The sequence below is a fragment of the Nocardia vinacea genome (assembly GCF_035920345.1).
GTDB lineage: Bacteria > Actinomycetota > Actinomycetes > Mycobacteriales > Mycobacteriaceae > Nocardia > Nocardia vinacea_A.
Genome location: NZ_CP109149.1, coordinates 8,145,483 through 8,160,083, shown reverse-complemented (window position 1 = coordinate 8,160,083; position 14,601 = coordinate 8,145,483). Strand labels below are relative to the sequence as shown.

Below are 14,601 nucleotides of genomic sequence, written 5' to 3'. Positions count from 1 at the left end.
CTGAGAAACGGCAGCGGATGCCGCGGTCGCCGAGCGAACCGGCCTGGGTGTTACTCGACGGTGACGGACTTCGCCAGGTTGCGGGGCTTGTCGATGTCGTAGCCGCGCGCCTGAGCTACCTCGGCGGCAAAGATCTGCAGCGGAACAGTCGACAGCAACGGCTGGAAAAGTGTTGGCGCCGACGGGATCTCGATGAGATCGTCGGCGAACGGGCGCACCGTGTCGTCGCCCTCCTCGGCGATCACGATGGTGCGGGCGCCGCGGGCCTGGATCTCACGGATATTGCTGAGCAGCTTCGAGTGCAGTACCGCGCGCCCCTTGGGTGAGGGCATGACGACGATCACCGGTAGCCCGTCCTCGATCAGCGCGATCGGGCCGTGCTTGAGCTCACCCGCCGCGAATCCCTCGGCGTGCATGTACGCGAGTTCCTTGAGCTTGAGCGCACCTTCCAGCGCCACCGGATAGCCGACGTGACGGCCGAGGAACAACACGGTCGGCACATGCGCCAGTTCCCTGGCGAGCGCGCGCACCTGCGGCGCGGTCTCCAGCACCTGCTGCACCAGGTGCGGCATCGCCTCGAGTTCGGCGAACTCGCGGGCCACCTCATCGGGATACTTGGTGCCGCGCGCCTGCGCCAGGGCCAGTCCCACCAGGTAGTTCGCGGCCACCTGCGCCAGGAACGCCTTGGTGGACGCGACACCGATCTCCGGTCCGGTCCTGGTGTAGAGCACCGCATCGGACTCACGCGGAATCTGTGCGCCATTGGTATTGCAGATGGCGAGCACGCGCGCCTTCTGCTCCTTCGCGTGCCGCACCGCCTCGAGGGTGTCCGCGGTCTCACCCGACTGCGAGATCGCCACCACCAGCGTGGACCGATCCAAAACCGGGTCGCGATAACGGAATTCGCTGGCCAGCTCGACCTCGACGGGCAGCCGGGTCCAGTGCTCGATCGCGTACTTGGCCAACAGTCCGGCGTGATAGGAACTGCCGCAGGCGACGACGAATACCTTGTCGAAGTCGCGCAGTTCCTGATCGGCGAGGCGCTGCTCGTCCAGCACGATCCGGCCACCGGCCTCGTCGTGGGTGAAGTGGCCGATCAGCGTGTCGGCGACACCGGCGGGCTGTTCCTCGATCTCCTTCAGCATGAAGAAGTCGTGCCCGCCCTTCTCGGCGGCGGCCAGATCCCAGTCGATGGTGAACGGGCGAGTACGCGCCGATCCGTCATTGCCCGCGAAGTCGGTGACCGTGTAGGTGTCGGCGGTGATCACGACGGCCTGGTCCTGGCCGAGTTCGACGGCCTCACGGGTGTGCTCGATGAAGGCGGTGACGTCGGAGGCGATGAACATCTCGCCCTTGCCGACACCGATGACCAGCGGCGTCGAGCGACGCGCGGCGACAATGATGTCCGGGTGGTCGGCATGGGTGAAGACCAGCGTGAAAGCACCCTCCAGCCGACGCAGCACGGCCAGCGCGCTCGCCGCGAAATCACCCGCGGTCGGGCCTTCGGCGTATGCGCGCGCCACCAGGTGCACGGCGACCTCGGTGTCGGTATCACTGCTCAGCTCGACGCCGGCGTCTTCGAGCTCCCGACGTAGCGGGGCGAAGTTCTCGATGATGCCGTTGTGCACGACGGCCACCTTGTTGGTGGTGTCGCGGTGCGGGTGGGCGTTGCGGTCGGTCGGCGCGCCGTGGGTGGCCCAGCGGGTGTGTCCCATGCCGGTGGTGCCCGCGAAGTGGTCGGTCCCGATTTCGGTGAGTTCGGCCTCGAGATTGGCCAGTTTGCCCGCCTTGCGTTCCACCGCCAACACGCCCACGCCATCCAGGATCGCGACGCCCGCCGAGTCGTATCCTCGATATTCCATGCGGCGCAAAGCGTCAACGACAACGCCCAGGGCGTCCCGGTACCCGACGTACCCCACGATTCCGCACATGGCTCACCAGAGTACTTATCGGATAACGTTCACGTCGTGTCGGCGTCTGTGAAATCACTTCTGAGCACCCTGACCAGCCGGGGGCCCCACCGCGTACTGCGCGGCAACCTCGCCATCGCCGGTCAGCCCGGCGTGGTGTTCACCCCGGAGTCCGGTCTGAATCTACCTGCGGTCGCCTTCGGCCACGGCTGGCTGACCAGCGCCGCCAACTATCGCGCCACGCTCGAACACCTGGCATCCTGGGGCTTTGTGGCCGCGGCCCCGGATACCGAGCGCGGGCCGATTCCGTCACATCTCGGATTGGCTACCGATCTGCTCACCACGCTCGATATCTGCACCAGCGTCCGGCTCGGCGACGGTGCGATCAGCGTGCATCCGGACCGGCTGGCGCTGGCCGGGCACGGCATGGGCGCGGGCGCCGCGGTGATCGCCGCCGGACAGCGTCGCGTCGCCGCGGTTGCCGCGCTCTACCCGGCGCCGACCGCGCCGTCCGCCGAGACCATCGCACCGGATATCGACACACCCGCGTTGGTGTTGGCGGGGGCGACCGATATCGAATCGGTCAGCTCGAATGCGATCCCGCTGACCGCCGCGTGGGCCGGGCCGGTGGTGCTGCGGGCGGTCGACGGGGCGTCGCACAACGGCATTGTCGAAGGGCGTCGCGCGCTGGCGGCGTTGGGGGTAGGCAAGCACGAGGCCAAGACCGCGCGGACGACGCGGGCGCTGCTCACCGGGTTTCTGCTACACAAACTGTTGCGCGATAAGACATATGCGGCGTTTTCCGATCCGGAAGCGGTAATCCCGCACGCCACGGTTGTCGATCCGGAAGCACCGCGCGAAGAGGAGAAGCCGAAGCTCTCGGTGATGCAACTCGCGCAGTTGTTGCGCAAGTGATCATGGCCGGAGGCCGTCGAGCGCGAGTTCGATGAACCGCCGCCAGTCGCCGAATCCGTCGCGGCTGATCGTGGCGACCGCGCCGACGATCATATAAAGGTCGGCGACGGTCGCATCCGCGCGAATATTGCCATCGGCTCGGCCCCTGGCCAGCAGTTCCGCGCCGAGTTCGGCCAGGTCGTCGCGTACCGTACCGCGCGGTTCGGTATCGCCGAGCATCGATTCGATGGTCCCGGACAGTGCACGCCCCTGCTCGTGCACTTCGGCGACATGGCTGAGGAAACCGGCCAGCGCCTGCCGCGTATCCGGATTCGGCAGGCAGGTGCGGCGCACATGCTCGAGAATCCCGGCGAAACGCTGTTCCGCAGCCGCCTCGATCAGGGCGCGGCGCGTCGGGAAATGGCGGTAGATGGTGCCGACCCCGACCCCGGCCGCGCGTGCCACATCGGCCATCTGCACTTCGTCACCGCGTTCGGCAAACAGCGCCGTGGCGGTCGCGAGAACCTGATCGCGATTGCGGGCGGCGTCGGTGCGGAGTTTGCGAGTGTTCGGGTCGGTCATCTATCTCCCTGTCTGCCGGTCGTAGGTTAGACCCGGATCGGTGCGCAGGTGCGCTCGACGACGATCGCCACCGCCAAGGCGATCAGCATTACCAAGGCGATGAACAGTTGCGGGTCCATGCCGATGACCCTGGTGGCGTCGGCGGCGTGCTCCGGATCCTGGGCCGCGGTACCAGGGAAGAGCAGCGCGCCGAACATGGCCAGCCAGGTGACCGATCCGAGTGCGGCAGCCAGGAAGAACTGGGCGCGGAGGTTCCCCATTCGCTGCCATAGGACCACCAGCCCGATCGCGCCGATGAGTGTGCCCATGCCGATGTATTGGGCGTCGTGGAATTTGGCATGCGGGGGCCAGGCGGGGTTGTGCAGGTGGAGGTCGGCGATATCGGGGATGACGAGGTCGGCGAGGAGGGGGCCGATGAGGGTGTTGAGCAGGACGGCGCCAACGAGGATTCGCGGGAGGGTCCAGTGAGTCGGGGTGGTCATGGAGGTCCTATCGTTCAATTGATGAACCGGAATCCGATTCCGATTAGACGGTAAGGCTGAGGACCGCGGACTGTCAACGGGCCGTTCGCATTCCGGGTTGTTCGACTGGTTTCCGGCGACGTCTGCGGACCGAAACAGCCCGTGGGAATTCGGTTGTGGGGCGCTTGCACGGTGGTCAACCGCTCGGTACGGTCGATCCAGCTGAATAGGGGGCAGGGAGCCGGTCCGGCCCTGTTCGATGTCGTCGGCATTCGGCGATCGGGAGGGCCACATATTGTCAGCAGGGGGAAAACTCGTGGTTGGTTCCGAGTTCGCGGTTGAGGCCGTGGTATTGAAGGGGCGATTCGATGTCAGGTAATGAGCCCACCAGAATCCCTCCGCACGGGGAGAATGTATTCCGTTGGGAACGTACCGAAATCGAGGAAGCGTTCGAGCCGCTGGATCCGAAGAACGCCCACGGTGCGGCCATGACGTACTCCAACGTGGCCACCCAATGGGACCAGGGCCTGGAGACTTTCGCCCGTTCCGTCCAGGGCTCGATCGCCGAAGCATGGGAAGGCTCGGCCGCCGATAAGGCCAAAGACGCGATCAACCGCTACGTCACCAGCGCCCACGAGCTGACTCCACTCATCACTCAGATGTCCAACGACATGGAAGCCGCAGCCGACGGAGTTCGCAACGTAGCCAACGGAATTCCGGAAGCCAACCACCATTCCTGGACCACGAACGTCTGGCCGCCGCGCGCCCACGAGGAAGAGAACACCAAGAACGAGGCGACCGCCGGTGCCCGCAACGCCATGCTCACCAACTACGTGAACACATTCGCCGCATTCGACGGCCGCGTACCGGTACTGCCCACCGCACTCGATCCGACCAATCCACTCGATATCTCCGGACCGATCAAATCCGGAGGCGATGATCCGGGATCGTCCGGCCCAGGCGGAACCTCCGGCACCTCAGGCGGCCCGACAACCCCGAACAGTGGGACTCCCGAGGACACCGAAACCGCAGAAGAATCCACCGGTGAACTCTCATCGACGGACACCAACCCGTCTGACACCACCACAAGCTCGACCAACCCGAGCAGCACGACATCGACGACACCGGCTACAACGACACCGAGCACCACGACAACTCCGAGCACCACGACAACTCCGAGCTCCACCTCGACAAGCACGGGCTCGGGCGGCTCGCCAGGTAGCTCCACCTCGACGTCGCCGAGCCCCGGCCGCACCGTCTCCGGCACCCCCGGCACAACGACGACCAATCCCGCTGCGGCAGCGGCCACTACATCCACCTCGACCGGACGCAGCGGAATGGGGATGGGCGGTATGGGCGCGGGTGCCGGCCGCGGCAAGTCCGATGAGGACAGCACCCACCAGATACCGGACTACCTCATCAATGGCGCCAACACCGAGGAACTACTCGGCGAAATCGCGAGGACCGTTGAAGGTGGCGTGATCGGCGAAAATCCGGAAACCCCTCCACCGACGCGCAACTGATCGCGCGGATGTCCGCTCCGGCTGTGCATGACACCTTCCCGTGCGGGATCGGTGCAACCGCCGGGTCACAGCCTCATCGACTCAGCTCGGGGCAAACCGCTCCTCGGCTCAACTCGGTGAGGCCACCGGACTCGTTCGCCGCACCGCCGACGGACCTACTGGCAGTAACAGGAATACATATTTCGGTCGGACACCTCGTCCGGCGCACACCGCACGATCGATGGGAATCTCCAGATGGCTGAATGGACTTGGGAGCCAGACGATTTCGCCGCACTGTGGTTCAACCCCGCGAACGACCGCTTCCCCAATCCACTCCGCTTCACCAGCCGCTTCACCTACCGCGACGACTTCGACATCCACCGGGTCACCATGCGCGAGCGCTACCCCCCCGACGAACTCGAAGAGATCCAACTCGCCCTGCACACCCTCACCGCCTCGGTGATCCGCATCCAAATCTTCGGCGGCACAACCCAACACAAGAACCCGGCCGGCGGCGTCCGCGTCTACCGAATCGTCGGTGCCCGCACCAACCACCACGCCATGTCATTGGCCCAAGCCACCTTCGGCGACACCAACGGCCCGATCCGCTGCCGGCTGTTCCCCATAGACCACCTCCCCGCCCAACTGACCAGTTCCCTCCCGCCCTGCACCCCAGGCACCAACCCACCCGCTACCTTCCACCCCGACGACATCTACGGCCGACCCAACAGCCACCTCGAAAGCGTCACCCGCAACTCCCCCCGCGAGCGCTACCAACGCCTCCTGAACCGCCCGGCCGACGGCGGCGGCTCAGCCCTCCTCCACACCGGCCCCGCCAACAAACTCACGAACCCCCTGACCACCGTCCAATGGCACGACATAACCAACGACGGCCGCTACACCGAACTCCGCGGCCCCCACATATCCGTCCGCCCCACCATCCCCACCGACCTGACCACCCACTTCACCACGTGGATCGACCACGCATCCCAACGCCTCCGCGAAGCCGAAGAAGACCGCTGGTAGGCCGAGCCCTCACACCAGCCAGCTCTTGCGGCGGTAGTACTCGGACTCCGGATCGTCATCCTCGTCGATGGGTGTGACCACATCGTGCGCTTTGCGAGCAGCAATCGACCGCGCGATCGCCTCACGCTGCTCACGAGCCTCCGCCTCCAGACGCTCTCGTTCGGCGCGCGCATCGACCTCGAGCCGCTCCTTCTCTTCGGCCTCGGCCTTTGCCGTCGCTAGCTCGTCAGCGTGGTCTTCCCAGAACTGCCGCATTTCCACGGCGGACTGCTCGGCAAGTTCACGGTCCTTGTCCATGGTGCGCTTGCTGATCTCCTCGAACTCGTCCAGCAGCATCGTCGACCGGCGGCGGATCTCCTCGACGATTTGTTCCATCTCGTCCGAATAGTTCACGATCAGACCCCTCCTCGACAGTCACCAATCACGTTGGCGCATTGGGCCGATTTCACAGCGGCCCTGCCTCGGCCAGTTTGGCACCGCTGTCGGCAGGCTCTTCCGGTTGCGGATCCGCGTCCGGTACCAGCTGCGGAGTATGCTCGCCGTCCTCTTCCCGCTTGCCGGTCGACGGGGCTCCCGGAACAGTTCCCGGACTACTGCCATTGTTCTCTTCGGTGGACGGATTTCCTGTACCAGATTCGTCACCGGACGTCGTGGATTTGTCGTCGTCGCCCTTCGACTCGTCAGTGGCGATAACCGGATTGCCCTTGTCATCCAGCGTCACGCCGTACTCATGCGATTTGCCGTCACTGTCGGTCATCACGAGCTTGGGCTGACCATCCGCGCCAATCTCGACCTTCACATGCTTTCCACCCAAATCGAACTCAGCCGCGGTCTTGTTCTTCTCCCCGTCCGGCTTACCGTCGCCGTCCTTGTCCTCGGTTTCCGTTGACTCGGAGGTCTTTGTCAGCTGCTCGATCGCATTGTCGACGCTGTCCTTGATCGAGGTGCCCAATGAGGTGAGTCCTTGACTGACAGACTCACCGAGCGAAGTCAATTGCGAAGCTGCCGAAGTCAGCGATGACAACCCGGACAGGAGGCTGCTCGCTGTTGTGGTGTCCGTCGAGGTCGGGTTCGTTGTGCCCGGCGTGCCCGGCGTACCGGGGGTCCCTGGTGTCCCCGGCGTACCGGGGGTCCCTGGTGTCCCCGGCGTACCGGGAGTGCCCGGCGTACTGGGAGTGCCCGGCATGCTCGGCGTCTCGGTAGGCACACCGGCCGGGCGGTCGTATCGAGCGTCTGAGACCTTGTCCAGCTCTTGGATTATCTTGTCGTACACCTGCTTGACACCGCGGTCAGCCGAGTCGCACGCGTCAATGAAGATCTTGATCTTGGCCGCATAATCAGGTTTGAAGACGTTATCGAGCCAGTGCCTGCAGCGCGATTGGATGTGCTGCTGATATTCAGATCCTGGCAGGATGCCGAGGATATTATCGGCCGTCCAGGCATCGAATCCGCCCTGAAGATCAGGAAATATCCTGCGCAGCTTGCTCAGCAAGCTATTACTCTGCCAACCGTTACTAACGGCAATACTCGTACCGGAGATAATGTCATCAATATCCTCCGGAGTTTTCTCTGCGATACGAATACCGTCGCCGTTCTCGAGGATGTATCGGACAGCCTCGGCCTTGATCTTCGCCGCCGCCCGCAGACCGTCGAAAGAGCCTGCGATGGACTTCCACGCATCGCCCGCCGCTTTCCAATTCGCATCCGCTTGAGTTATCTGCTTGTTCAGCATGTTGAGTGCGGCAGTGCCCGCCTCCCCGGACCAGAGTGTCGGCATTGTCTGCGCATATCCACGCTGCGCAGACAACTGGGTGCCACACTCCTGGAGCACCACCTGCAATTTCGCCGAGGTGTTCAGCAGCTTGTCTTCGTTCAAGCCGTTCTGTTCATAATAGCGTTTATGAAGCTGCGAATAGTCGGGAAAATCGGCTGGCAGGTTTCCCCCGAACGCGCGTTTATAGCGCGGCTGAAAATATTCGAAATACAGCAGACCACGGGAGCCGATCTCCAGATATTGCTTTACAGATCCGTTCGCAGGTACCTCAAATGCCATAGTAACGACCCCCTCGGGCTACTTCTCGACCGCTCGAGCGATAGCTACGATTTCTTGTCATTGCCGATCTTTGCGATATCGCGAGAATTTTCGTCGTCAGTGTTCGAATACTTGACAACCGACGCCCCGATAGCGTCCGAAGTTGCCAACGTCGCCTCGGACCAATTACCCAACCATGTGTAAATCTTCTCCAGTCCGTCCTGGATCTTCTTTCCGCGGTCGTGGTAGTTTTCGCCGGCATCAGCGGGCCCGAACAAATTGTCGGCCACATCCTTGGCACGATTTCGCACCACTTGACCCGAAGCCCCGAGGTCGTTTGCGAATCGCCCGAGTTCCCCCGTCTTGACGCCGAGCATGCTCGAATCACCCATTTTCCAATCCCCTCCTTCTCCGGACTGCCGACTCAACCGACCACAGCTCGGAACACTGATGCCGCCATACTTCCTTCGACGCACGCGGCCCGCGTTCGGTTCCATCGGATCCGTCGCCTGGTTCTGTCAGCAAAATCTACTGGGTGGGTCTACCAGCTACAACCAGCAGCCAACGCGACAAGGAAGGCCGGTGAGGCTCGAACATGGGGCGGCACCTGAGTCGTTCCGCAGGTTCCAATGATCCGCACACGAGGCGCGCGGATCATTGCAGCCTGCGGCCGGGTGGACCCACGAAGGGCCTGGGTTGTGGGGGCCGTTGTCGGACAGTGTAATTGGGTTTCGGTCGGCGGACGAAAGTGTTGAGGCTCAGTCCGATGTCACCGCTGGATGTGACCGGGCGGATTCAGGGCGGCCCGGCCCCCAGAACGAGGCCGAGCCGAGAATCGAGGCCGTTCAGCGGCTAGTGCCCGATCTTCCCCTGATCGGTCCGCACCCACTCGGACGTCCCGTCCGGATGCCGATGGAACTCCCATGCGGAGTAATCACCGTCCTTCTCGACCACGGTGACCTGGTCGGCGATGCCGTCGTGGTCCCAGTCGGTCCACACCTGCATTGCCTCGGGGCCGGTGGTGGTGACGGTGTCGAGGGTGCCGTCGCCGTCGATGTCCTGGGTGGGGTGGTGCAGTTCGACTTCGCCGAGACCGTCCAGGGAGGAGGATGCGTCGATGCCGGGTAGATCCATGCCCGGGAATTCACCTGAGGTGATCATGACTCCTCCTGGTCGGGACTCGCGTGGGTGACACTGCGGTCGATCGGTGGGTACCGGTCCATAGTGTCATCCGCGAGTCCCGGGCGCAGCTGCTGCCCCTAATTCTTGGGGACAGTCACTTTTTCGGAATGATCAGCCACAGCACCAGATACACGACGAACTGCGGTCCCGGGAGCAAGCAGGACAGGACGAAGAGCAATCGGACGACGTTGGCGTTCCAGCCGAAGTATTCGGCGATGCCGCCGCAGACGCCGGCGATCCACTTGTCGTGGGTGGAGCGGGTAAGTCGGCGGGTAGGCGCGGGGGCGGTCATTGTTTTCCCTCTCTGGTGATGTTCGGTACGACATCAACTCTGCCCAGGAAAACCGCGGATTACATCGGTCGCATGACCTATCCCGACCCTGATTTCCGCAGGCCGCGGACTCAGGGTGCAACCCCGAGCACCGACCGGACCCCGCGGTGCCGACGCGTGGCACGGACACGGCAGACTCATGCTGGTGAGCACCACTCTGCACGCACGCGGACTCTCCGCGGGCCACGGCGAACGCACCCTGTTCGACGACCTCGATTTCACCCTCGCGCCGGGTGATGTGATCGGTTTGGTCGGCATGAACGGTGCGGGCAAGTCGACGCTGCTGCGCATGCTCGCGAACCGATCGACACCCACCGGCAGCATCACGCTGTCCCCACCCGACGCCACCGTCGGATACTTGGCGCAGGAGCCCGAGCGGATCCCCGGGGAGACGGTGCTCGAATTCCTCGGCCGCCGAACAGGTGTCGCCGAAGCACAGCGAATCATGGATGCCGCGGCAGAGCGTTTGGCCGACGGCGGTGCGGACGAATATTCGCCGGCCCTGGAGCGCTGGCTCGCGCTCGGCGGCGCCGATCTGGACCAGCGGGCCGAGGAGGTCGCGGCGGATCTCGGTCTCGCGGGAACCCTGCCGAACGGCCTCGATACCGCGATGACCGGACTGTCCGGTGGTCAGGCGGCGCGAGCCGGACTCGCCTCGGTTCTATTGTCCCGCTTCGACATTCTGCTGCTCGATGAGCCGACCAACGATCTGGATCTCGACGGCCTCGCCCGGCTGGAACAGTTCGTGACCGGCGTGCGGGTGCCGCTGATGGTGATCAGTCACGACCGAGAGTTTTTGGCGCGCACCGTGAATCGCATTGTCGAACTCGATCTGGCGCAACAGCAGGTCGGGATCTTCGACGGCGGCTACGAGGCGTACTTGATGGAGCGCGAGATCGCCCGCCAGCACGCCCGCGAGGCCTACGAGGAGTTCGCCGACACCAAGGCCGGGCTCGAAGCCCGCGCCCAGATGCAGCGCAACTGGCTCGAACACGGCGTCCGCAACGCCCGCCGGAAAGCCCGCGACCCCAAGAAGGTCGACTCCGACAAGGCGGGCCGCAAGATGCGCGCCGAATCCACCGAGAAGCAGGCCGCCAAGGCCCGCCAGACCCAACGGCGCATCGAGCGTCTGGATGTGGTCGATGAGCCGCGCAAGGAGTGGGAACTGCGCATGTCCATCGCGGCGGCCCCGCGCAGCGGCTCGGTGGTCGCCACATTGTCGAATGCGACTGTCAACCGAGGGGATTTCGAGCTCGGCCCGATAACCACCCAGCTCGACTGGGCCGACCGCATCGTGCTGACCGGAGCCAATGGTTCGGGTAAATCCACGCTGCTGGCGCTGCTGCTCGGAAAGATCCGGCCGGACAACGGAACCGCCACACTCGGTTCCGGCGTCGAAATCGGCGAGGTGGACCAGGCGCGCGAGCTTTTCCGCGGAAGCGCCGCCCTTGCAGACACTTTCAGCACCGAAATGCCCGACTGGCCCGACGCCGATGTCCGCACTCTCCTGGCCAAATTCGGCCTGCGTGGCCCACACGTACTGCGCCCTTGCGAAACCCTCTCCCCCGGCGAACGCACTCGCGCCGCTCTCGCGCTCCTGCAAGCCCGCGGCGTCAACCTGCTGGTCCTGGACGAGCCGACCAACCACCTGGATCTACCCGCCATCGAACAGCTCGAGCAGGCCATCGAATCGTTCGAGGGCACAATGCTTCTGGTCACCCACGACCGCCGCATGCTCGACTCGGTCACGGCGACTCGACGCTGGCATATGGACAATGGCCGACTCACCGAAAGCTAGGTGATTTCCGTCAGCTTGCTCGCGTTGCTCTGATCCTGGTTCTCAACCTTGTCGGCCACCCGGGTGAAGCCGGCCTTGGTGGCTTTCAGCGCTTCCGGGTCAATGCGCAAGCTGCTCACGACCGGCTCTCCAATACGAACGGTTGCGGAACTATTCATCTTCGGCTTCGTCGTCCATCGGCGCGAGCCCAGGTGTCGGCGCAGCATCAACGGCGATTGCACCAGGTTCTTGATACTGGGCGCGCCGGGAACAAGATCCGGTAGATCGGGCGCCGCACCGGCCACCGCCGCGATCGGCGCGACCGCTGCTGGGACAGCTCGTGGGCTTGCACGGCCGCAGCCCGCACGGCATCGGTGATGGACCGACCGAGTTTCTCCGGCGTCGATCGTTTGAACGCCTCCGGCTCCACATGAACCTCCAGCGGCACACCGGCAGCGTTGCTCGTCACGCGGACGCCAAGGAACTCCGAGATCAGCCGACTGAGCCGGCATTGGTATAGAGACTCGTAGGCGGGGGCCTGCGCGGTGTCCAGCCCAGGCGGGAACGACGCGGAACTCGGAGATCGAGCTGGCCTATTGCTCGAGAACGGGGGGACTTGTGTTCGGGCAGTGGAGGCGGGCGGTGGATCGGGGGCGCGCGCGGGCAAGGTCCAGGAGTTCGGCGGCTTGGCTGTGGCCGCGGCGTCTGTGGTGGCGTTGGAGTTCGAGGGTCAACGCGGAACGTGGAACGCCCCGGCGCAGAGCAGCGTTCAGGGTTGCCAAGGCGTCCGGTCGGCTGAGGGTTCGTGCTACGTCGATTGCGGTTCGGGCGGCGTTGGTGGTGATGGTGCCCTGGATGAGGTCGAGTTCGGCTTGGTCTACGTGGTCGCGGTGGACGATGAGGCGGCCGATGCGGGAATCCTGTGGGCCGAGGACGTGGGTGGGATGGTTGTGTTGTACCGCGAAACCGTGGAGTTCGGCGGCGGTGTCATAGGCGGCGGTGAGGGAGGGAACGCCCATGGATAGGCGGGCCGCTTCTACGCGTAGTCGGGCCGACGGTGGGGTTGTGACCTCGCGGAAGACGCCGCGGAAGACTCGGACCCATTCGCCTCGGTCGAGTAGGGTTCGCATCTCCGCGCGGGTGTACTCGCATAGCACCTGCCATGAGGTGAATACCCCGAATTGCTTGTCCCGTACTTCTTCCAGGCCTGGTCGCATATGCCAACTATCGGCGAAACCAAACCTCACCCTCGGTACCCGACCAGCGCAAACAGAAAGTCTGTGGATAACCGATTCCCTGTGGACAACTCGCCGTGCCGCAGCAACCCTTACCGGCCCCGCCACCTAAAAGCAGCCGGCTCGCAGGTGGCCATCGAGGCCGATCGAAGGAGCGCTCGAGATGAGTACGGCTTACCTTCCGCAGCCCAGGCGGAGCAGACGTGCTGCCGATCGTGCCGCGGCCCCGACTACACCGCGGCGACGCGCTTGGCCAGATCGTCGGCCAGTTGCTGGGCTTGAACCGGGTCGGTCGCCTCGACCATCACCCGAACAAGTTGCTCGGTTCCGCTGGGGCGCAACAGGATTCGCCCAGAGTCCCCGAGGGCCCGTTCGGCTTCCGCTACCGCCTCGCGGATCTCGGGGGCGGCGGCGACCGTGGCCTTGTCGGCAACCGGGACGTTCACCAGCACCTGCGGCACGGTCTGCAGCACCGAAGCCAAATCGGCCAGCGTGCGGCCGGTTTGCGCCATACGAGCCATCAGTTTCAGTCCGGTGAGGATGCCGTCGCCGGTGGTGCCGTAGTCGGGGAAAACCACGTGGCCGGACTGTTCGCCACCGAGGTTGTAGCCGCCGCGACGCAACTCCTCGAGGACGTACCGGTCGCCAACGGCGGTGGTGCGCAAGGTAATTCCGGCTTCGCGCATCGCGATATGCAGGCCCAGATTGCTCATGACCGTGGCGACCAGCGTGTTCTGGACGAGCGAACCGGTCTCGTGCATGGCCAGCGCGAGGATGGCCAGGATCGCGTCACCGTCGACGACGGCGCCGTCGGCATCGACGGCCAACGTGCGGTCGGCATCGCCGTCGTGTGCGATGCCGAGGTCGGCACCGTGCTCGCGTACCGCGTGCTGAATTTGTTCGAGATGCGTTGAGCCGCAACCATCATTGATGTTGAGGCCGTCCGGTTCGGCATTGATCGCGATGACCGTCGCACCGGCTGCACGGTAGGCCGCGGGTCCGACCTCGGAGGCCGCGCCGTGCGCGCAGTCGACGACGACAGTCAGCCCGGACAGGTCCTGTCCGGTCGCCTCGACCAGATGCTCGACGTACCGCTCGTGCGTGCCCGCCTCGCTGTATTGATTCGGGGTCACCAGCCCGTGATCGCGGGCGCCGGAGGCGTTCAGCACACGACCGATCCCCGCACCGATCGGCCGCAGCGTCGCGTCTTCGGCGATCAACGCCTCGATCCGGTCCTCGATCACGTCGTCGAGCTTGTGCCCACCGGCCGCGAAGATCTTGATTCCGTTGTCCGGCATGGGATTGTGCGAGGCCGAGATCATTACGCCGAGGCAGGCGTCGTACAGACCGGTCAGATATGCGACCGCCGGAGTCGGAAGTACGCCTACCGAAAGCACATTCACGCCCGTGGCGGTCAGACCGGCGGTGACTGCAGCCTCGAGCATCTCGCCGCTGGCGCGTGGATCGCGACCGACCACGGCGAGCGCACGCTCCTTGCCGCGACTCAGGATCTGCGCGGCGGCACCGGAAACCCGCAGCGCCAGTTCCGGACTCAGCGATTCATTGGCAAGCCCACGGACTCCGTCGGTGCCGAACAAACGTCCCACTACCCTCGCCCCTCATCGTAGATACAGCACGAGAGCAGGCGCCCAGCCGTGCTGGGAGCCTG

15 protein-coding genes are annotated in these 14,601 nt (G+C 64.7%); 4 read left to right on the top strand and 11 right to left on the bottom strand.

Translation table 11 applies throughout. The features are described 5' to 3' along the window. Positions 1-50 precede the first annotated feature (50 nt). The gene (glmS, locus tag OIE68_RS36860; RefSeq protein WP_327095533.1) at positions 51-1,931 is read right to left on the bottom strand and encodes a glutamine--fructose-6-phosphate transaminase (isomerizing); all 1,881 of its coding nucleotides are present in this window, start codon (positions 1,929-1,931) and stop codon (positions 51-53) included. 36 nt (positions 1,932-1,967) lie between these two features. Here glmS and OIE68_RS36855 point away from each other — a divergent pair, with 36 nt between their 5' ends. Further along, a complete protein-coding gene (locus tag OIE68_RS36855) occupies positions 1,968-2,825 on the top strand; it encodes a dienelactone hydrolase family protein (RefSeq protein ID WP_327095532.1) in 858 nt (285 codons plus the stop codon). Here the strand turns inward: OIE68_RS36855 and OIE68_RS36850 are convergent, their stop codons facing one another. Continuing rightward, entirely contained in the window at positions 2,826-3,386 is a 561-nt protein-coding gene (locus OIE68_RS36850) for a helix-turn-helix domain-containing protein (protein ID WP_327095531.1), read from the bottom strand. A gap of 26 nt (positions 3,387-3,412) precedes the next feature. After that, entirely contained in the window at positions 3,413-3,868 is a 456-nt protein-coding gene (locus OIE68_RS36845; RefSeq protein WP_327095530.1) for a DUF6640 family protein, read from the bottom strand. Between the two features lie 347 nt (positions 3,869-4,215). On the opposite strand from OIE68_RS36845, the gene OIE68_RS36840 reads away from it, so the two are divergent. Continuing rightward, positions 4,216-5,370, top strand: coding sequence for a hypothetical protein (locus tag OIE68_RS36840; protein WP_327095529.1), 1,155 nt, complete (start codon positions 4,216-4,218; stop codon positions 5,368-5,370). A 234-nt stretch (positions 5,371-5,604) separates the two neighbouring features. Next, positions 5,605-6,375, top strand: a complete 771-nt coding sequence (locus OIE68_RS36835; RefSeq protein WP_327095528.1) for an ESX secretion-associated protein EspG — start codon at positions 5,605-5,607, stop codon at positions 6,373-6,375. 9 nt (positions 6,376-6,384) lie between these two features. Here OIE68_RS36835 and OIE68_RS36830 read toward each other — a convergent pair whose 3' ends face one another. The 5 genes from OIE68_RS36830 to OIE68_RS36810 form a co-directional block, all read right to left on the bottom strand. Further along, positions 6,385-6,768, bottom strand: coding sequence for a hypothetical protein (locus tag OIE68_RS36830; protein WP_327095527.1), 384 nt, complete (start codon positions 6,766-6,768; stop codon positions 6,385-6,387). A 52-nt stretch (positions 6,769-6,820) separates the two neighbouring features. Further along, positions 6,821-8,428 carry a hypothetical protein gene (locus OIE68_RS36825; protein ID WP_327095526.1) on the bottom strand — a complete coding sequence of 536 codons (1,608 nt, stop codon included), beginning with the start codon at positions 8,426-8,428 and terminating at the stop codon, positions 6,821-6,823. A gap of 44 nt (positions 8,429-8,472) precedes the next feature. Continuing rightward, on the bottom strand, positions 8,473-8,799 hold the full coding sequence (locus tag OIE68_RS36820; protein ID WP_327095525.1) for a hypothetical protein: 327 nt from the start codon (positions 8,797-8,799) through the stop codon (positions 8,473-8,475). A 460-nt stretch (positions 8,800-9,259) separates the two neighbouring features. Further along, positions 9,260-9,568 (bottom strand): DUF6802 family protein, encoded by a 309-nt coding sequence (locus tag OIE68_RS36815; RefSeq protein ID WP_040686697.1) that lies wholly within the window; start codon positions 9,566-9,568, stop codon positions 9,260-9,262. Positions 9,569-9,683: 115 nt separating this feature from the next. After that, the gene (locus tag OIE68_RS36810; protein ID WP_040686696.1) at positions 9,684-9,881 is read right to left on the bottom strand and encodes a PspC domain-containing protein; all 198 of its coding nucleotides are present in this window, start codon (positions 9,879-9,881) and stop codon (positions 9,684-9,686) included. Positions 9,882-10,059: 178 nt separating this feature from the next. Between OIE68_RS36810 and OIE68_RS36805 the strand changes: the two genes are divergently transcribed. Then, complete coding sequence (locus OIE68_RS36805; protein ID WP_419150840.1) at positions 10,060-11,718, top strand: ABC-F family ATP-binding cassette domain-containing protein; 1,659 nt, start codon at positions 10,060-10,062, stop codon at positions 11,716-11,718. Here OIE68_RS36805 and OIE68_RS36800 read toward each other — a convergent pair. From OIE68_RS36800 to glmM, 3 genes are all read right to left on the bottom strand, one after another. Continuing rightward, a complete protein-coding gene (locus OIE68_RS36800) occupies positions 11,715-12,002 on the bottom strand; it encodes a hypothetical protein (RefSeq protein ID WP_327095523.1) in 288 nt (95 codons plus the stop codon). The two genes, OIE68_RS36805 and OIE68_RS36800, sit on opposite strands and share 4 nt — an antisense overlap. A gap of 288 nt (positions 12,003-12,290) precedes the next feature. Then, positions 12,291-12,914: a hypothetical protein gene (locus tag OIE68_RS36795; protein ID WP_327095522.1), complete on the bottom strand. Its 624-nt coding sequence runs from the start codon at positions 12,912-12,914 to the stop codon at positions 12,291-12,293. Positions 12,915-13,162: 248 nt separating this feature from the next. After that, positions 13,163-14,539 (bottom strand): phosphoglucosamine mutase, encoded by a 1,377-nt coding sequence (gene glmM / locus OIE68_RS36790; RefSeq protein ID WP_327095521.1) that lies wholly within the window; start codon positions 14,537-14,539, stop codon positions 13,163-13,165. Between the last annotated feature and the right edge of the window lie 62 nt (positions 14,540-14,601).

Bases quoted from the DNA above. Each gene is read 5' to 3' on its own strand.
- glmS (WP_327095533.1), bottom strand. From the start codon at position 1,931: ATGTGCGGAATCGTGGGGTACGTCGGGTACCGGGACGCCCTGGGCGTT.
- OIE68_RS36820 (WP_327095525.1), bottom strand. From the start codon at position 8,799: ATGGGTGATTCGAGCATGCTCGGCGTCAAGACGGGGGAACTCGGGCGA.
- OIE68_RS36825 (WP_327095526.1), bottom strand. From the start codon at position 8,428: ATGGCATTTGAGGTACCTGCGAACGGATCTGTAAAGCAATATCTGGAG.
- OIE68_RS36850 (WP_327095531.1), bottom strand. From the start codon at position 3,386: ATGACCGACCCGAACACTCGCAAACTCCGCACCGACGCCGCCCGCAAT.
- OIE68_RS36835 (WP_327095528.1), top strand. From the start codon at position 5,605: ATGGCTGAATGGACTTGGGAGCCAGACGATTTCGCCGCACTGTGGTTC.
- OIE68_RS36805 (WP_419150840.1), top strand. From the start codon at position 10,060: ATGCTGGTGAGCACCACTCTGCACGCACGCGGACTCTCCGCGGGCCAC.
- OIE68_RS36840 (WP_327095529.1), top strand. From the start codon at position 4,216: ATGTCAGGTAATGAGCCCACCAGAATCCCTCCGCACGGGGAGAATGTA.
- OIE68_RS36810 (WP_040686696.1), bottom strand. From the start codon at position 9,881: ATGACCGCCCCCGCGCCTACCCGCCGACTTACCCGCTCCACCCACGAC.
- OIE68_RS36845 (WP_327095530.1), bottom strand. From the start codon at position 3,868: ATGACCACCCCGACTCACTGGACCCTCCCGCGAATCCTCGTTGGCGCC.
- OIE68_RS36795 (WP_327095522.1), bottom strand. From the start codon at position 12,914: ATGCGACCAGGCCTGGAAGAAGTACGGGACAAGCAATTCGGGGTATTC.
- OIE68_RS36815 (WP_040686697.1), bottom strand. From the start codon at position 9,568: ATGATCACCTCAGGTGAATTCCCGGGCATGGATCTACCCGGCATCGAC.